The organism is Qipengyuania aquimaris (genome assembly GCF_020171965.1).
GTDB lineage: Bacteria > Pseudomonadota > Alphaproteobacteria > Sphingomonadales > Sphingomonadaceae > Qipengyuania > Qipengyuania aquimaris_A.
Genome location: NZ_JAIUZK010000002.1, coordinates 62879 through 76773 on the forward strand (window position 1 = coordinate 62879; position 13895 = coordinate 76773).

Consider the following 13895-nt stretch of genomic DNA (forward strand, 5'->3'; position numbering starts at 1 on the left):
CGCGCCGCTTGGCAAGCGCCGGCCCGACGAATGCGCCTTACCAGCGGACCAGCGGCGGTATCGCAAATCTGCCGGCCAGCGCCATCAGTGCGACGGGTGCAATGTGCCAGATGCCGAGGTGGTCGATCGTGTCGATCGGGCACGCGAGGCCATAGGCGAAGCTGCCGATCGCGCCCGCTGCAATGCCCGTATATGTTCCTGCAGCATTCAAAGAAACCGGCGCACCGCGGCGCAGCCACAGCACCAGCGCTGTCGCGGTCACAAGGCCAAACGCTGCTCCGGCAAGAAAGCAGTCGAGCCCGTAGGCGTCGTGCGACAAGGCCGAGAACAGGCCGGCTGCACCCAGCATGAGTAGCGCCGTCAGCGGTAGCAGGGCGAGCATTGCCGACGACCAGCGCGCGCCATCATGGGTGTTGCCGACGCGCGGGCTGGCCATGCGCAGGACGGCTAATGCCGCTGCTGCTCCAACCATGCCGAGCATTCCGTTGGCGATGAAGAAAACTCCTGACGCCTGGCCGGAAACGATGCCGCGCCACAGCCCGTCGAGCAATTCGACGAGGATCACCGTTGCCACTGCTGACAACGCCACCAGTGCGATGCCGTGCGTGAGCCGGATCGGCTCTACCGGCGCGAGATCCTCCGCCAGATCGTCAATAAGGGAGTTCGGAACCCGGTTCATTGTCATTCGGCCTTTTCTACGAGCGCGGACAGCTTTTTCAGTCCGCGATGGATATTCACTTTGACCAGGCTTTCGCTCTGGCCGGTCTTGGCGGAAGCTTCGGAAATGGTCAGCCCTTCGATCTTGACCAGCTCGATAACCTCGGCCTGCTTGTCGGGGAGGTGGACGAACAGCCGCTCAAGGCTCATGCGGGCCATGACGGCCTCTTCCTCGCTGTCCTCCGGCGCGTCGTGATCGCCAAGCTCGTCTTCGGCGCTGCGATAGACTTTGCGCAGATGGTCGATCCAGCGATAGCGTGCGATCGCGGCAAGCCAGGGATAGAAGGCTCGCGCCGGATCCCAGGTCGCGCGCTTGGTATGCACCGCCATCATGACTTCCTGCACCAGATCGTCGAGCTGGGCGGGAGCCACGCGTTTGCGGAAATAGCGTTCGAGCCACAGCTGGATTTCGGACAGCAGCGCCCGGTACATTTCGCGATCGCCGTTCTGCGAGGCGGCCATCATCTGTGCCATCGTGGCTTCATCGGCGATCATCGCGCGTCCTCCCCCGACCTTGCTATCACTTGGCCCGTCGCGAGGCGAGCGGCGCATCTAGCGAGATGGCTCCTGCCCCGCGCGACACCAGCACGGCTGCCATCGCGACCCACACGATGTGCGTGGTCCACCAGGCATCGGGATAGACGAAGAACTGGATCACCAGCGTCATCACCAGAAGGGACAGCGCCGCGAAGCGGGTGCACAGGCCGAGCACCAGCAGGACGGGAAACAGGTGCTCGGCATAGGTCGCCATCGGCGCCGCTATGTCGGCCGGTATGGGCAGGCCGGTATACTCGTATTCGAACAGGAAGAAGGCGTTGTCGCTGATCGACAGCGCAGTTCCTTCCTCCACCTTGGTCCGCCCCGATCTCCAGAAAATCCCGGCCAGCGCGATGCGGGTCAGCAGCAGCGCAAGGCCTTCCGGCAGGCGCGAGGCCAGCCAGTCGGTCAAGCGGTCGTAGGGGGTCAACAGTCTCTGCATGCGTCACCTGTCGGCTGGCCGGTAGGGGAGGAAAGTGGGAAGCAGCTCAGCGCTTGATCGCGGTTAGCGACCCCTTGCCCTTGGGGGTCTTGATGGTTTCGCAGGTGCCTTTCTTGACCAGCTTCCAGGCGTTGCCCTGGTAATCGCGGGTAGATGTGCCGGCGCAGCTGGTGCCCGGTCCGGCGGCGCAGTCGTTTTCGCCAGCCTTGGCGACGCCGTAACACTTCTCCATCGCGGGGCGCTTCTGGGCGGCTGCCGGGCTGGCGACCATGGTGGTGGCGACGCCGGCGGTAAGGGCGAGCCCGGCGATGCGGGCGATCGATTGGCTGTTCATGGCAAGTCTCTCTCGAATGATGCGTCCGGGCGATTGTCGCCGGAACTGGCCAGTCATTCGGAAGCGATCGCCGCACGGTTACCGGATCGGGAAAATTTTTCCGGCTGTAACCGCCGCCGCAGCCGGTGCGAACGATCCTGTGTGCACCGACGCACGATCAAGATCACAAGGAACCGGATGCCATGACACTCGCAACCCGCAAGACCGCTACTGCTGCTGCGGCGGCAGCTTTCGCCCTCAGCTCGATGAGCGCACTAGCCGCGCCTGCCCCCGCCGGCAGCAGCGGCGCAGCCATCAATTCGGACGATGTGGTCCATTGTTACGGCGTGCACAGCTGCAAGGGCCAGGCCGACTGCACGACCAGCGAAAACGCCTGCAAGGGCCAGAACGAATGCAAGGGTCACGGCTTCAAGGCAATGAAGGCCGGGGAATGCCTGACCAAGGGCGGCACCATCGGCGATATCGGCTGACGTCCCAACCAGTTTGGCGGCCCGGCCGCGGCGGAAACCGACCCCTTCTTCCGCCCACGTCCCTCGCCGGGCCGCCATCCCCTCACGGAAGCTTCCTGCATGAGCGTTATCGAGCCATTTCACGGATACGGCCTGGGCTTGCGCCGCACGCATTACGCCGACTTCCTCGAAACCGAGGTGCCGGTCGATTTCGTCGAGGTGATCTCGGAAAACTACATGGTGGAAGGCGGCAAGCCGCTGCGCATCCTCGAGGAAATTCGCGCCCGTCATCCGGTGATATTGCACGGCGTTTCGATGTCTGTCGGATCTGCGCAAGGTTTGGACGAGGACTATCTCGACCGGCTTGCCGCTCTGGCGCGAAGGATCGACCCGCTATGGGTCTCCGACCACTTGTGCTGGACCCGGACGAGCGCACACAATTCACACGATCTCCTGCCCCTGCCGCTTACGGGAGAGGCGTTGGACGTCGTGTGCGCAAACATAGATCGCGCGCAGGAAAAGCTTGGCCGGGCAATGCTGTTCGAAAACCCGTCGAGCTATCTCACCTTTCCCGAGGACGAGATGAGCGAATGGGCTTTCCTGTCGGAAATGGCGCGGCGAACCGGCTGCTATCTCCTGCTCGACGTCAACAATGTCTATGTCAGCGCACAGAACCACGGGTTCTCTGCGAGCGAGTATATCGCGGGCCTTCCACTGGACCGGGTGCGGCAAATCCACCTTGCAGGCCATACACCTGCGACGGAAGAACGATCGCTCGTGATAGATACGCACGACCGCGAAGTCTGTGACGAGGTCTGGGATCTCTTTCGTGAAGTGACAGCGCTGATGGGGCCGGTTGCCACCATGATCGAGCGTGACGATGCGATCCCGCCGCTTCCTGAACTGCTTCACGAGCTGGACCGGGCGCGAATGATTGTGGCGGCCGAAGATCGCCCGAGGTCTGCATGAACACGCTCGCCCGGAGGCAGGCCGAGATAATGGCAAGCCTGCTCGATGAAGAGCGACCGCTTCCAGCGGACCTTGGTCCGCGGCACGAAGCGGGCTTGGAAATCTACCGCAACAATTACCGGACTGCCCTGGTCGAGGCCCTGCGATCGACATTTGAAAGGACGCAGCGCCTGGTCGGCGAAGATAGCTTTGCGCGCGCCGCGGCGCACCACCTCATCACCTCTCCGCCCTCCAGCTGGACGCTGGACCTCGCGGGGCGCGGGTTTGCCGATACCTGCGCGGATCTTTTTCCGCGCGATCGCGAAGTTGCGGAACTCGCCTGGCTTGAATGGGCGATGCACCTCAGTTTCGTCGCGCGCGATGGTAGTCCGATGGGCCTTGCCGGATTTGGGCAGGCGACGGCAGGGTTTGACCCGGAAGAATGGGAGCGGCTGGCCTTGCGGTTCGTGCCCGGAATTGCCCTTCGCACCGTGCACCACGATTTGAAAACCCTGTGGTCCTCGCTTGCCGGGGGCGAGGGTGAGGCGGGCATCGTCCCGCTCGACACCCCCGCCACTGTGATCGTGTGGCGCGAGGCCGAAAGGCCCGTATTCATGGCTGTCACCCGGGGCGAAGGCGACGCGCTGGCGGCGATGATTGCCGGAGGTAGCTATGGCGAAGCCTGCGCCGCGATGGTCGAGGCGCTCGGGCACGAGCAGGCAGTCGAAACCGCCGGCGCGATGCTCGGCCGCTGGCTCGGCGAAGGGCTTGTCGAGAGACTTGCCTAGTAGGCGAAGCTTTCGCCGACCATTTTCTCGCTCATCGACCAGAGTCGGTCGGCCCTGTCGGGATCGATCGCATAGCTGCGCACGCCGCCACCGGTGCTTTCGTCGTCCTGGTCGGCGACATGGCAGTTTTCGCAATAGAGGCCGCCATTGCCCTCAAGCTCTTCCGCAGTCGCGGCCCAGCAGGTCGTCGCCGCGCCTTGCGGGATGGTCTTGAACGGCTCCGGCGTTTCGCCGCGCTCTTCCGCGTTCTTGCGGATCCGCTCCATGAGATCGGCCATGTCCTGATCGCTCATGTGGCGGCCGAGGTTGGTCATAATGCCGCCGGGATGCAGGGAATAGGCGTGGATGCCCTTGTCGGAGAGCCGCTTTTCAAGCCCCACGGCGAACAGGACGTTGGCCGTCTTTGACTGGCCGTAGCTCACCCACTTGTCGTAATCGCGGCTTTCGAAATTCGGATCGTCGAAGTCGACCGGCGCAATGTGGTGGCCGCGGCTCGACAGGTTGACGATGCGCGGACGCTCGCCCTTTTCCAGCAGGGGGACCAGCAGGTTGGTCAGCAGGAAATGGCCGACATGGTTGGTGCCGAACTGCATTTCGAAACCGTCGGCAGTCTTCGCCTGGTCGCAGGCCATGACGCCAGCATTGTTGATGAGGAGATCGATCTTCTCGAAGCGCTCGTTCGCTTCGGCGGCTGCCTTGCGGATGCTGTCGAGCGAGGCGAGGTCGCATTTGAGCGTGTCGACTTTCGCGCCGGTCTGTTCCGCGATCGCATCGGCCGCCGCGGACAGCTTGGTCGCATCGCGGCCGGACAGGATGATGTGCGCGCCCTTCGCGGCCATCGCACGCGCGGTTTCCTGCCCCAGCCCTGAATAGCCGCCGGTCACCAGTGCGGTGCGTCCCGACAGGTCCTTGCCTTCGAGAACGTCGTCCGCCGTGCTTTCGAAACCGAATTCGCTCATCGCTGTCTTCTCCCTTGTAGGGGCCAGCGTAGCAGAAACGAAAAGGGGCGCGAGAGCTTTCGCCTCGCGCCCCGATCCTGCGTCCCCTTGGGGTCTCTTTTTGGCTTTGCTTATGCGCCCGGAGGCAGCGGATCGTCGCTCTTGGGAGCAGCCGCCTTGCGCCGCTTGGGCTTGGGTGCCGCAGCGCTGCCGCCGGCCAGATCGTTATCCATCTGGTCGAGCTTGCGCGCCGCCCAGTCCCGGCCGCCTAGGCCGAAGGCAAGCGCGCCTGCAACCGCGATGCCTGCGATCAGGATCGTCAGCGCATTCGCCGGGATCATGCCGCCGATGCCGGTGAACTGCAGGCCCATGAAGACGAACAGGATGATCGTCGCCCAGCGAACGATGGTCGCTGCCGTCGAATTGCCTGCATCGCCCGCGATAAGCCGTGCGAGCATGTTGGCGATCAGGAAGCCGAAGGCGATGACCACCGCTCCGAAGATCACGCGCCCGCCGAGTTCGAGCAACTGATCGAGGATGCTCGTCAGTTCCGGGAAGCCGAGGATGCGTGTCGCGGCAATCGCGAAGAACAGGATGATCGCGACCTGGGCGATGCGGGCGATGATACCGCTCGCAGTGGTGCCTTCGGCAACCAGTCCGCTTTCACCGAGCGCCCTGTCGACGCCGAGACCGGGCAGGACTTCCTTCACGATCTGGACCACGAACTTGCTGATGAGATAGCCGATACCGAGCAGGATCGCCGCAGCGATGATGTTCGGGATCGCAGCAAAGATCATCCGCAGCATGTCCGAAGCCGGGTCGCTGATCGACTGGATTTCCAGCTGCTCGAGCGCGGCGATTGCGACCGGAATCGCTATCAGGACGTAGACGATCGTGCCGATGGTCTTGCTGATGGCGGTATTGCCGGTGACGTTGTCCACGCCGCCGCGATTGGCCCATTTGTCGAAGTCCACCGTCTGCAATGTGGTGACAACCAGATCGCGGACGATCCGCGCCACCATCATGCCGATGAAGAAGATCAGGCCGGCCCACAGCAGGTTCGGCACGAAATCGACCACGTTTTCCAGCAGGCTGTCGATCGGTCCCGCGACCCCGCCGAGTTCGAGGATATTGAGAATGATCAGCAGGCCGAACAGCCAGATCAGCAGTCCCACGATCTTGCCGAGGGATTCGCCGAGGCTGGCACCGTTGCCGGTCCCGCGATTGAAGAATGCGACATTGTCGACGAGCTTGGCGAAAGCCCATTTCGCCGCCCGCGCGGCCAACCATGTAATGACCAGGGCGATGACTGCGTAAAGCAGCTTCTCACCCAGCTCCATCGCGACCTGTTGGTCGAATTTGTATCTGTCGAAAATCACGAAACCTCTCCCCTTCTGGTTTCCGTAGCGTCGCCCTGTATCACGATGACGCATTCATACAAAAAGCGCGCGGGGGGTGGAGTGGATAACTTTGCCTGCTATCACTCTCGCATGAGAGGATTTTTCACCCGCTTCGCCCTCGTTTTCTCGGCTCTCGCGTTCGCCGGACAGGTCCCTGCGACGGCCCGGGACAGTGAACCTGCCGAAACGCGCTGGTCCTTCGCCATCCATGGCGGTGCAGGCACGATCTCGCGCGAGGACATGACTCCGCAAGAAGACGCCGCGCATCGCGCCGCCCTGCAGGCCGCGCTCGATGCTGGGGCGAAGGTGTTGGATGAAGGCGGCACGGCGATGGACGCGGTCGAGGCCGCCATCCTGCTCCTGGAGGACGAGCCGCGCTTCAATGCCGGACGCGGCGCGGTCTATACTTGGGAAGGCAGCCACGAACTCGACGCTTCGATCATGGACGGGGCGACCCGCGATGCAGGCGCGGTGGCAGGTGTCACCAACATCCGCAATCCGATCCTGCTGGCGCGTAAGGTCATGACCGATAGCCCGCATGTCATGCTGGCCGGCAAGGGCGCGGAGGACTTTGCCGTGGAGCAGGGCATCGAGATCGTCCCGCCGAGCTATTTCGACACCGAACGGCGGCGAGAGGCGCTTGAGCGGATGAAAGCGCGGCAATTGTCCTCGCTCGATGTGGACCTCAAGTTCGGGACGGTCGGTGCAGTGGCGCTCGACCGCAATGGCAATATGGCGGCAGGTACCTCCACCGGCGGGATGACCGGCAAGCGCTGGGGCCGCGTGGGCGATGCACCGATCATCGGTGCGGGCACCTATGCCGACAACCGGTCCTGCGCCGTCTCGGCGACCGGCTGGGGCGAATATTTCATCCGCGTCGGCGTGGCGCATGAAATTTGTGCTTTGCTTCGGGCCGATCGCCAGGCGGCACGCAGCGCCGCGGAGTGGGACGCTTCGCGGGCGGCTGGACCGGACGCGGTCGTATTTGTTTCCGGAGTTGAGATGCCAGTCCGAGCTGCTCAGAATGTCGCCGACGATGTCATGGACGACGTCAAAGAGCTCGGCGGCGATGGTGGGGTCATTTTGGTCACGCCCGAGGGCCACGCGCTCTTCAGTTTCAACACTGCGGGCATGTATCGCGGCCGGGCGACGAGCGACGGGCTCAACGAGGTGGCGATCTACGGCGACGACTAGCGCCGAGTCGCAGCGACGAAGGCAATGGAAGGGCAGCGCAAACCGGATTTTGAATCAGGTAATTAGCCTCCGCTTTTGACTCGGTTCGGGTTGAGGCGCACCTTGCCTCCAGCGTTGGGGGACATCCAAATCTGTAGGGCCGCATGGTCCTGACGCCACTCACGGGTCGCAGCACTCGACTGAGAAGGAGTCAGGTATGAAGCACCTTATCAAGACCGCAGTATTGGCATCCACGCTGGCTTTTACCGTCCCGCAGGCGGCGCAGGCGCAGGACGAGTATCCGTTGACGGGTGCAGAATGGATCGAGATCACCGGGATCGATATCCATGACGGCGCTGGCTACAAATATGCCACCCACCTTGCCGATGCATGGCGCAAGAACATGGATTACTCGGTCGAACAGGGCTGGATTGAAAGCTACGAGATCTGGAGCAACACCCATGCCCGCAAGGGCGAGCCGGACCTGTGGCTTATCACCCGTTTCGACCAGTTCGCGACCAATGCGGAATATGAAGAACGCGGCCGGAAAGTGCGCGCGATGATGCAGCGCACGATTACCCAGCTGAATTCGGAATCGGGCAACCGCGCCGAATATCGCACGATCCTCGGCGATGTCCTCGCCAAGCGGCTGGTCTGGCGCGACTGATAAATTAATCCCCCCAGGAGGGCGGGCTGCCTGCGAGCGGCTCGCCCTTTCTCGGGCTCAACCGCGCTTGCGCGCGCGCTGGTAGCTGCCGAGCAGGCGCACCGAATTGCACTGGAAGGACAGTTCCTCCAGCGCCGCATCGACGCGGGGATTTCCCGGTGCACCCTCGATGTCGCAATAGAACATCGTGGCGGCAAAGCTCGCGCCCTTCTGGTAGCTTTCCAGCTTGGTCATGTTGACGCCGTTAGTCGCGAAGCAGCCCAGCGCCTTGTAGAGCGCAGCGGGCACGTTTTTCACTTCGAAGATGAAAGTGGTCATCGCCTCTTCATCGGCCAGCTCTTCTGCCGAGCGCGCATCCTTGGCGAGAACCACGAAGCGCGTCGTGTTGTCCTGCGCATCCTCGACCGCGCTTTCCACGATCTTCAGGCCATACAATTCCGCCGCCATCGGCGGGGCGAGGGCGGCGATGGTCGGGTCCTGTTCTTCCGCCACGAATGCTGCCGCGCCCGCGGTGTCGGCATGGCTCATCGGGACGATGCCGCGTTCGCGCAGGTAGATGCGCGACTGGCCCAGCGCCTGGGGGTGGCTATAGGCCGCCTCGAAGGGCCCGTCGCCCGTCGCCATCAACGCATGGGTGATGGGCATGAAATGCTCTGCCACGATGGACAGCCCGCTTTCCGGGAGCAGGAAGTGGATATCCGCCACGCGGCCGTGCTGGCTGTTCTCGATCGGGATCATCGCGCAGCCTGCCGCGCCAGTCTTTACCGCATCGAGCGCATCCTGGAAGCCGAGGAAGGGCAGGGGCAGTGCGTCGGGCGCGAATTGCATCGCCGCCTGGTGCGAATTCGATCCCGGCGCTCCCCCGAACGCGATCGCGCGTTCCGGATCGGCGGCGGCGGCTTGGCGCATGGAATCGACCATGGCGAGTGCAGGCTTGGCGAAATTACGCATGGGGCCGTGCTGCTAAGCCGCGACTGTGCCTATCGCAAGCGCTATTGCGCAGCCTGCACTTGCGCGAGCGCGGAGAGGGCACTAGAGCGGCGCCCAACCACAGACCTTTCGGATTCTTGCAGGCTTTCAAGCAATGGACGATCGTTTCAATACCGCTTCCGGTTGGGTGCTCTTCGCCGGTATCGTCGCTCTCGGGGCGTCGATCGCATCGGGAATGTACTTCCACGCCGACGACAACAGCTATCCCGAAGGCGAAGACTTCGGCTACTTCGTCAAGGGCGAAGAAGCCGGCACGGAAGAAGCAGGGCCTGATCTCGGCACGCTTCTGGCCAGCGCGGATGCTGCAGCCGGCGAAAAGGTTTTCGCCAAGTGCACGGCTTGCCACACTATCGACCAAGGCGGCGCGAACGGCATCGGCCCGAACCTTTACGGTGTCATGGGCACGGCGATCGGTTCGCACGCTGCCGGCTTCGCCTACAGCTCGGCCCTCACCGACAAGGGCGGCCAGTGGACCTGGGAAAACATGAACGAGTGGCTCAAGAGCCCGCGCGGATTCGCTGCCGGCACCAAGATGAGCTTCGCCGGTCTTTCCAAGCCCGAAGATCGCGCCAACGTCATGGAATTCATGGCGACCTATGGCGGCGCCCCGGCGAAGCCCGAACCGGCTCCGGTCGAAGAAGCCGCTGCCGAGGGTGAAGACGCCCCCGGTGCAGGTCCCGGCCCCGTCGAAGGTGCCGAAGCAGGCGCAGCCGAAGCAGCAGGCGCGATGAGCGCGGACCAGCCGGTCCCCGCAGCCAATGCAGCGGGCGACAATGAAGGCGCGACCAAGATCGACTAAGCCTTCGCTCCCACGAATTTAAGGAAAGCCCCGCTCCGGCGGGGTTTTTCGTATCTGGCGCAGGCGCTGCGTCAGACGCCCTTGAAGCCCTGCGCGATGACGTACCATTCGCTCGAGCCCTTGCGGCTCGCAGGCGGTTTGGCGTGCTTCACGGTCTTGAAATGCTTCTTGAGCAGGTCGAGCAGGTCCTTGTCGGTGCCGCCCGCAAGAACCTTGGCGAGGAAGGTGCCGCCTTTTTCCAGGTTCTCGACCGCGAACCATGCCCCTGCCTCGACCAGCCCCATGGTGCGCAGGTGGTCGGTCTGCTTGTGGCCCACAGTGTTGGCGGCCATGTCGCTCATGACGAGGTCGGCCTTGCCGCCCAGCGCCTCTTCCAGCACGCGCGGCGCATCGTCGTCCATGAAATCCATCTGGAAGATGGTGACGCCTTCGATCGGCTCCACTTCGAGCAGGTCGATCCCGACGATATCGGCCTTGGGCACGACCTTGCGTGCGACCTGGCTCCACCCGCCCGGCGCGATGCCGAGATCGACGATCCGTTTCGCGCCCTTCAGGATGCCGAATTTCTCGTCCATCTCGATCAGCTTGTAGGCGGCGCGGCTGCGATAGCCGTCGGCCTTGGCCTGTTTCACATAGGGATCGTTGAGCTGGCGCTGGAGCCAGCGTGTCGAGGATTCACTGCGTTTCTTGGCGGTGCGCACCCGCGTGTCGCGATCCTTGCCCGAACGGCTCATACGTCCTGCTCCCTCATGCGTTGCAGGGCGACGCGGCTGCGCTCCCCGTCGGCATCGGCGGCCATCAGGCTGCGCAGGATGCCTTCGCGAATGCCGCGATCGGCCACGCCCAGCGTTTCGGACGGCCAGATGTCGAGGATCGATTCCAGGATCGCGCAGCCTGCAACGACCAGATTGGCGCGGTCGTCACCGATGCACGGCAATTGCTGGCGCTCCTGTCCGCTCATCCGCGAAAGACGGGTCGAGATATTGCGCATCGCCTGCGATTCCAGGATCAGCCCGTCCACCGCCCGGCGGTCGTACTGCGGCAGCTCGAGGTGCAGGCTTGCAAGGGTGGTCACGGTGCCGCTCGTGCCGAGCAGGCGAATGGGGTGTTCGCCCCCGATATGGCTTTCGATACGCTGCGCGAAGTCGGCGAAACTGTCGCGAACCGTCCGGCGCATCCGGTTGTAGCGGTCGAGCCGGGTTTCGAGGCTTTCGTCCGATCCGGTCACCGTATCGGTAAGGGATACGACGCCCCACGGCACGCTCATCCAGTCGAGGATGCGCGGGACCGCGCCGCTCGGTTCGACGAGGACCAGTTCGGTCGACCCGCCGCCGATATCGAAAATCACCGCAGGACCCGGCCCGTCTTCCAGCAGGATATGGCATCCAAGGACCGCCAGGCGTGCTTCTTCCTGCGCCGAGATGATGTCGAGCACGATGCCCGTTTCCTCGCGCACGCGCTCGATAAACGCCTCGCCGTTAGAGGCGCGGCGGCACGCTTCGGTTGCGACCGAGCGGGCGAGGTGGACGTGGCGGCGGCGCAGTTTTTCCGCGCAGACGTGCAGGGCGGCGAGCGTGCGCTCCATCGAAGCGTCGGACAGCTTGCCGCTCGCGGCCAAGCCTTCGCCGAGGCGCACGACGCGGCTGAACGCGTCGATGACGGTGAAATTCTCGCCCGAAGGCCGCGCGATCAGGAGGCGGCAGTTATTGGTGCCGAGATCGAGCGCGGCATAGGCCTGCCGCCGCTGGTGCGGACGGGCTTGCGATTGCTGTTGCTGCTTTGGTTTGTCGAAAGGATTGCGCGGCTTTTCCCCGGCACGCGGTTGCGCCGCGCGGGAGGCCGGTTTGCGGCCTTTCTTGCCATCGGGCCGGGAAGGGCGCTTGTAGCGGAAATCGGCTACCTTGCCGGACGTGCCGCCCCTCTTTTTCCCATGCCCCCTTTTACTGTCCGGCGGAGATTGATCCGCCATGGGGTATCTTCTTTCTATCCTCCCGCACGAACCATCGCGCACGGGGACTTGGCAATGATGCTAGCGACGAGTGGGCCTGGGGGCAAGCACAAGGGTTGACCTAGGGAAGGAGCGAAACTAAGTGCGCCTCCTCTCCCGGCATCGCTTGCGATTCTCGCGCATGCCGGTGATGATGATGCCCCGTCGTCTAATGGTAAGACTACGGACTCTGACTCCGTCAATTGAGGTTCGAATCCTCACGGGGCATCCAGTTCTTCCTTCCGGCACATCCAGGCAGCGGCTGCATATTGTCGCTTTCTTTCAAGCGCACTTGCACGCCAGGCGCGATCAAGGCTCGGGGAAGGAGCTCGCCTGATGGGTGCAATCGTCGACGATCCGAAGCTGGTCTATCGCAGGACCCTGTGGTTCTATGCCCTGACCACGATCCCGCTGACGGCGATGGGCACATTCGTCAGCAATTTTTATTTCATCTACGCCACCGATGTCCTGTTGCTCGCACCTGCGGTTGTCGGATCGCTGATCGCCTTTGCCCGCATCTACGACGGCGTCTCCGACATCGTGATTGCGACCTGGAGTGACCGCAGCGAGAGCAGGCACGGGAGGCGCCGGCCTTTTATCCTCGTCGGCGGGCTGATGTGCTCGATGTTCTGGATCCTGTTCCTCTTGCCCGAGGGGCTGAGCACCACGCAGAAAATCCTGTGGGTATTCATCGCCCATATCTGGATACAGACGGCCCTGACGCTGCGCAGCATCCCGATCCGTGCGCTGGGTATCGAATCCGGCAAGACTGCCCAGCAACGCACGATGTTCGGGATCCTCGTCCCGTTCCTGACCATCCCCGCGGTCGTTGCGGTCAATTTCGCAGGGCAGGGCGCGCTGCTGGCGGACGATCCCGCCGCAACGATCGCCCCCTGGGTCATTGCCGGGAGCCTTTTGCCCGCGATCCTTACGCTGGTTGCATTTCCGCTACTGAAGGAGCTGCCCACGCGGCATCGCAGCGTCGAACGCAATGTCTGGAAGATGTTCAAGGAAGTGCTGGGCGTGGGATACCATCGCCAGCTGATTGCCGTGCAATTTGCCGAAAGTTTCGCTTTCACCAGCCTGGCCTTCAGCGTGCCCTATATGCTGCGTTATGTCCTCGATCGCCCGGACATGATTGCCGTGATCTTCGTGACCTATCTCGTCATCCAGCGGATCGTCGGGTTCGCCTGGTACAAGATGATCCCGCGTTGGGGCATGCGTTCGATCTGGAGCAAGGGGCTATGGATGTGGATGCTGGTGTTCGCCTGCATCCCGCTGGTCCCCTGGGGCGGCTTCCCGCTCTACTTCGCGCTTGCCGCACTGGCAGGGATCGCCGGAGGGGCGGCGGCGGTAAATTACGCGATGCTCGGCGATATCGCCGACTATGACGCACGGGTTTCCGGGCGCGAACGCCAAGGTATCTACATGACGATCTATCGCCTGGTCGGGAACATCGGCGGCGCGGCGACCGGTTTTGCGCTTGGATGGCTGCTCCAGCTCAGCGGCTACGTGCCGAACGGCGAACAGGGCGAGACCACCATTGCCGCAATCATCGCCTCCTCCAGCATCCTTCCGATCATAGGTGTTGCGATCGGCCTCGCAATCCTGTCGCGCTACAGGCTTTACGAACGCGAAGGCATGAGCGACGGCAAGCGCCAGGATGACGGCGCTAAGGGCGCAGAATTCGGTAGCCGCGCACCGGCCTGAGGGCGCCCGCTATTTG

General features: G+C 63.4%; 16 protein-coding genes and 1 tRNA gene. 8 read left to right on the plus strand and 9 right to left on the minus strand.

From position 1 onward, the window contains the following. Window positions 1-37: 37 nt before the first annotated feature. The 4 genes from LCM24_RS07860 to LCM24_RS07875 are packed head-to-tail and all read right to left on the minus strand — an operon-like array spanning window position 38 to window position 2030. Window positions 38-679, minus strand: a complete 642-nt coding sequence (locus LCM24_RS07860; RefSeq protein WP_224803534.1) for a DUF1109 domain-containing protein — start codon at window positions 677-679, stop codon at window positions 38-40. A 2-nt stretch (window positions 680-681) separates the two neighbouring features. Then, on the minus strand, window positions 682-1212 hold the full coding sequence (locus tag LCM24_RS07865) for a sigma-70 family RNA polymerase sigma factor (protein WP_224803535.1): 531 nt from the start codon (window positions 1210-1212) through the stop codon (window positions 682-684). A gap of 25 nt (window positions 1213-1237) precedes the next feature. Next, window positions 1238-1696 carry a DoxX family protein gene (locus LCM24_RS07870; protein WP_224803536.1) on the minus strand — a complete coding sequence of 153 codons (459 nt, stop codon included), beginning with the start codon at window positions 1694-1696 and terminating at the stop codon, window positions 1238-1240. A gap of 46 nt (window positions 1697-1742) precedes the next feature. After that, window positions 1743-2030, minus strand: a complete 288-nt coding sequence (locus LCM24_RS07875) for a DUF2282 domain-containing protein (RefSeq protein WP_412093800.1) — start codon at window positions 2028-2030, stop codon at window positions 1743-1745. Between the two features lie 182 nt (window positions 2031-2212). On the opposite strand from LCM24_RS07875, the gene LCM24_RS07880 reads away from it, so the two are divergent. The 3 genes from LCM24_RS07880 (at window position 2213) to LCM24_RS07890 (ending at window position 4215) form a co-directional block, all read left to right on the plus strand. Continuing rightward, window positions 2213-2500, plus strand: a complete 288-nt coding sequence (locus tag LCM24_RS07880) for a hypothetical protein (RefSeq protein WP_224803537.1) — start codon at window positions 2213-2215, stop codon at window positions 2498-2500. A 99-nt stretch (window positions 2501-2599) separates the two neighbouring features. After that, the gene (locus tag LCM24_RS07885; RefSeq protein ID WP_224803538.1) at window positions 2600-3448 is read left to right on the plus strand and encodes a DUF692 domain-containing protein; all 849 of its coding nucleotides are present in this window, start codon (window positions 2600-2602) and stop codon (window positions 3446-3448) included. Beyond that, window positions 3445-4215, plus strand: coding sequence for a DNA-binding domain-containing protein (locus LCM24_RS07890; protein ID WP_224803539.1), 771 nt, complete (start codon window positions 3445-3447; stop codon window positions 4213-4215). The genes LCM24_RS07885 and LCM24_RS07890 overlap by 4 nt, the downstream gene beginning before the upstream one ends. Here LCM24_RS07890 and LCM24_RS07895 read toward each other — a convergent pair. Together LCM24_RS07895 and LCM24_RS07900 are read right to left on the minus strand one after the other, a co-directional pair. Beyond that, the gene (locus LCM24_RS07895; RefSeq protein ID WP_224803540.1) at window positions 4212-5174 is read right to left on the minus strand and encodes an SDR family NAD(P)-dependent oxidoreductase; all 963 of its coding nucleotides are present in this window, start codon (window positions 5172-5174) and stop codon (window positions 4212-4214) included. The two genes, LCM24_RS07890 and LCM24_RS07895, sit on opposite strands and share 4 nt — an antisense overlap. 110 nt (window positions 5175-5284) lie before the next feature. Next, a complete protein-coding gene (locus LCM24_RS07900) occupies window positions 5285-6532 on the minus strand; it encodes a mechanosensitive ion channel (RefSeq protein ID WP_224803541.1) in 1248 nt (415 codons plus the stop codon). Between the two features lie 111 nt (window positions 6533-6643). Between LCM24_RS07900 and LCM24_RS07905 the strand changes: the two genes are divergently transcribed. Next, entirely contained in the window at window positions 6644-7747 is a 1104-nt protein-coding gene (locus LCM24_RS07905; protein ID WP_224803542.1) for an isoaspartyl peptidase/L-asparaginase family protein, read from the plus strand. A 196-nt stretch (window positions 7748-7943) separates the two neighbouring features. Further along, entirely contained in the window at window positions 7944-8393 is a 450-nt protein-coding gene (locus tag LCM24_RS07910) for a hypothetical protein (protein WP_224803543.1), read from the plus strand. 57 nt (window positions 8394-8450) lie between these two features. On the opposite strand, the gene LCM24_RS07915 is transcribed toward LCM24_RS07910, so the two are convergent. Next, a complete protein-coding gene (locus LCM24_RS07915; RefSeq protein ID WP_224803544.1) occupies window positions 8451-9344 on the minus strand; it encodes a prephenate dehydratase in 894 nt (297 codons plus the stop codon). Between the two features lie 133 nt (window positions 9345-9477). Between LCM24_RS07915 and LCM24_RS07920 the strand changes: the two genes are divergently transcribed. Then, entirely contained in the window at window positions 9478-10182 is a 705-nt protein-coding gene (locus LCM24_RS07920) for a c-type cytochrome (protein ID WP_224803545.1), read from the plus strand. A 71-nt stretch (window positions 10183-10253) separates the two neighbouring features. Here LCM24_RS07920 and LCM24_RS07925 read toward each other — a convergent pair whose 3' ends face one another. Together LCM24_RS07925 and LCM24_RS07930 are read right to left on the minus strand one after the other, a co-directional pair. Then, on the minus strand, window positions 10254-10916 hold the full coding sequence (locus tag LCM24_RS07925; protein WP_224803546.1) for an RlmE family RNA methyltransferase: 663 nt from the start codon (window positions 10914-10916) through the stop codon (window positions 10254-10256). After that, window positions 10913-12151 (minus strand): Ppx/GppA phosphatase family protein, encoded by a 1239-nt coding sequence (locus LCM24_RS07930; protein ID WP_224803547.1) that lies wholly within the window; start codon window positions 12149-12151, stop codon window positions 10913-10915. Before LCM24_RS07930 ends, LCM24_RS07925 begins: the two co-directional genes overlap by 4 nt. Window positions 12152-12327: 176 nt before the next feature. Here LCM24_RS07930 and LCM24_RS07935 point away from each other — a divergent pair. Next, window positions 12328-12401: transfer RNA gene (locus LCM24_RS07935), tRNA-Gln, on the plus strand. A gap of 104 nt (window positions 12402-12505) precedes the next feature. Beyond that, entirely contained in the window at window positions 12506-13879 is a 1374-nt protein-coding gene (locus LCM24_RS07940) for an MFS transporter (RefSeq protein WP_224803548.1), read from the plus strand. Window positions 13880-13895 lie beyond the last annotated feature (16 nt).

Excerpts from the sequence above, each read along its gene's own strand:
- LCM24_RS07860 (WP_224803534.1), bottom strand. The coding sequence starts at position 679 with ATGAACCGGGTTCCGAACTCCCTTATTGACGATCTGGCGGAGGATCTC.
- LCM24_RS07865 (WP_224803535.1), bottom strand. The coding sequence starts at position 1,212 with ATGATCGCCGATGAAGCCACGATGGCACAGATGATGGCCGCCTCGCAG.
- LCM24_RS07870 (WP_224803536.1), bottom strand. The coding sequence starts at position 1,696 with ATGCAGAGACTGTTGACCCCCTACGACCGCTTGACCGACTGGCTGGCC.
- LCM24_RS07875 (WP_412093800.1), bottom strand. The coding sequence starts at position 2,030 with ATGAACAGCCAATCGATCGCCCGCATCGCCGGGCTCGCCCTTACCGCC.
- LCM24_RS07880 (WP_224803537.1), top strand. The coding sequence starts at position 2,213 with ATGACACTCGCAACCCGCAAGACCGCTACTGCTGCTGCGGCGGCAGCT.
- LCM24_RS07885 (WP_224803538.1), top strand. The coding sequence starts at position 2,600 with ATGAGCGTTATCGAGCCATTTCACGGATACGGCCTGGGCTTGCGCCGC.
- LCM24_RS07890 (WP_224803539.1), top strand. The coding sequence starts at position 3,445 with ATGAACACGCTCGCCCGGAGGCAGGCCGAGATAATGGCAAGCCTGCTC.
- LCM24_RS07895 (WP_224803540.1), bottom strand. The coding sequence starts at position 5,174 with ATGAGCGAATTCGGTTTCGAAAGCACGGCGGACGACGTTCTCGAAGGC.
- LCM24_RS07905 (WP_224803542.1), top strand. The coding sequence starts at position 6,644 with ATGAGAGGATTTTTCACCCGCTTCGCCCTCGTTTTCTCGGCTCTCGCG.
- LCM24_RS07910 (WP_224803543.1), top strand. The coding sequence starts at position 7,944 with ATGAAGCACCTTATCAAGACCGCAGTATTGGCATCCACGCTGGCTTTT.
- LCM24_RS07915 (WP_224803544.1), bottom strand. The coding sequence starts at position 9,344 with ATGCGTAATTTCGCCAAGCCTGCACTCGCCATGGTCGATTCCATGCGC.
- LCM24_RS07920 (WP_224803545.1), top strand. The coding sequence starts at position 9,478 with ATGGACGATCGTTTCAATACCGCTTCCGGTTGGGTGCTCTTCGCCGGT.
- LCM24_RS07925 (WP_224803546.1), bottom strand. The coding sequence starts at position 10,916 with ATGAGCCGTTCGGGCAAGGATCGCGACACGCGGGTGCGCACCGCCAAG.
- LCM24_RS07930 (WP_224803547.1), bottom strand. The coding sequence starts at position 12,151 with ATGGCGGATCAATCTCCGCCGGACAGTAAAAGGGGGCATGGGAAAAAG.
- LCM24_RS07940 (WP_224803548.1), top strand. The coding sequence starts at position 12,506 with ATGGGTGCAATCGTCGACGATCCGAAGCTGGTCTATCGCAGGACCCTG.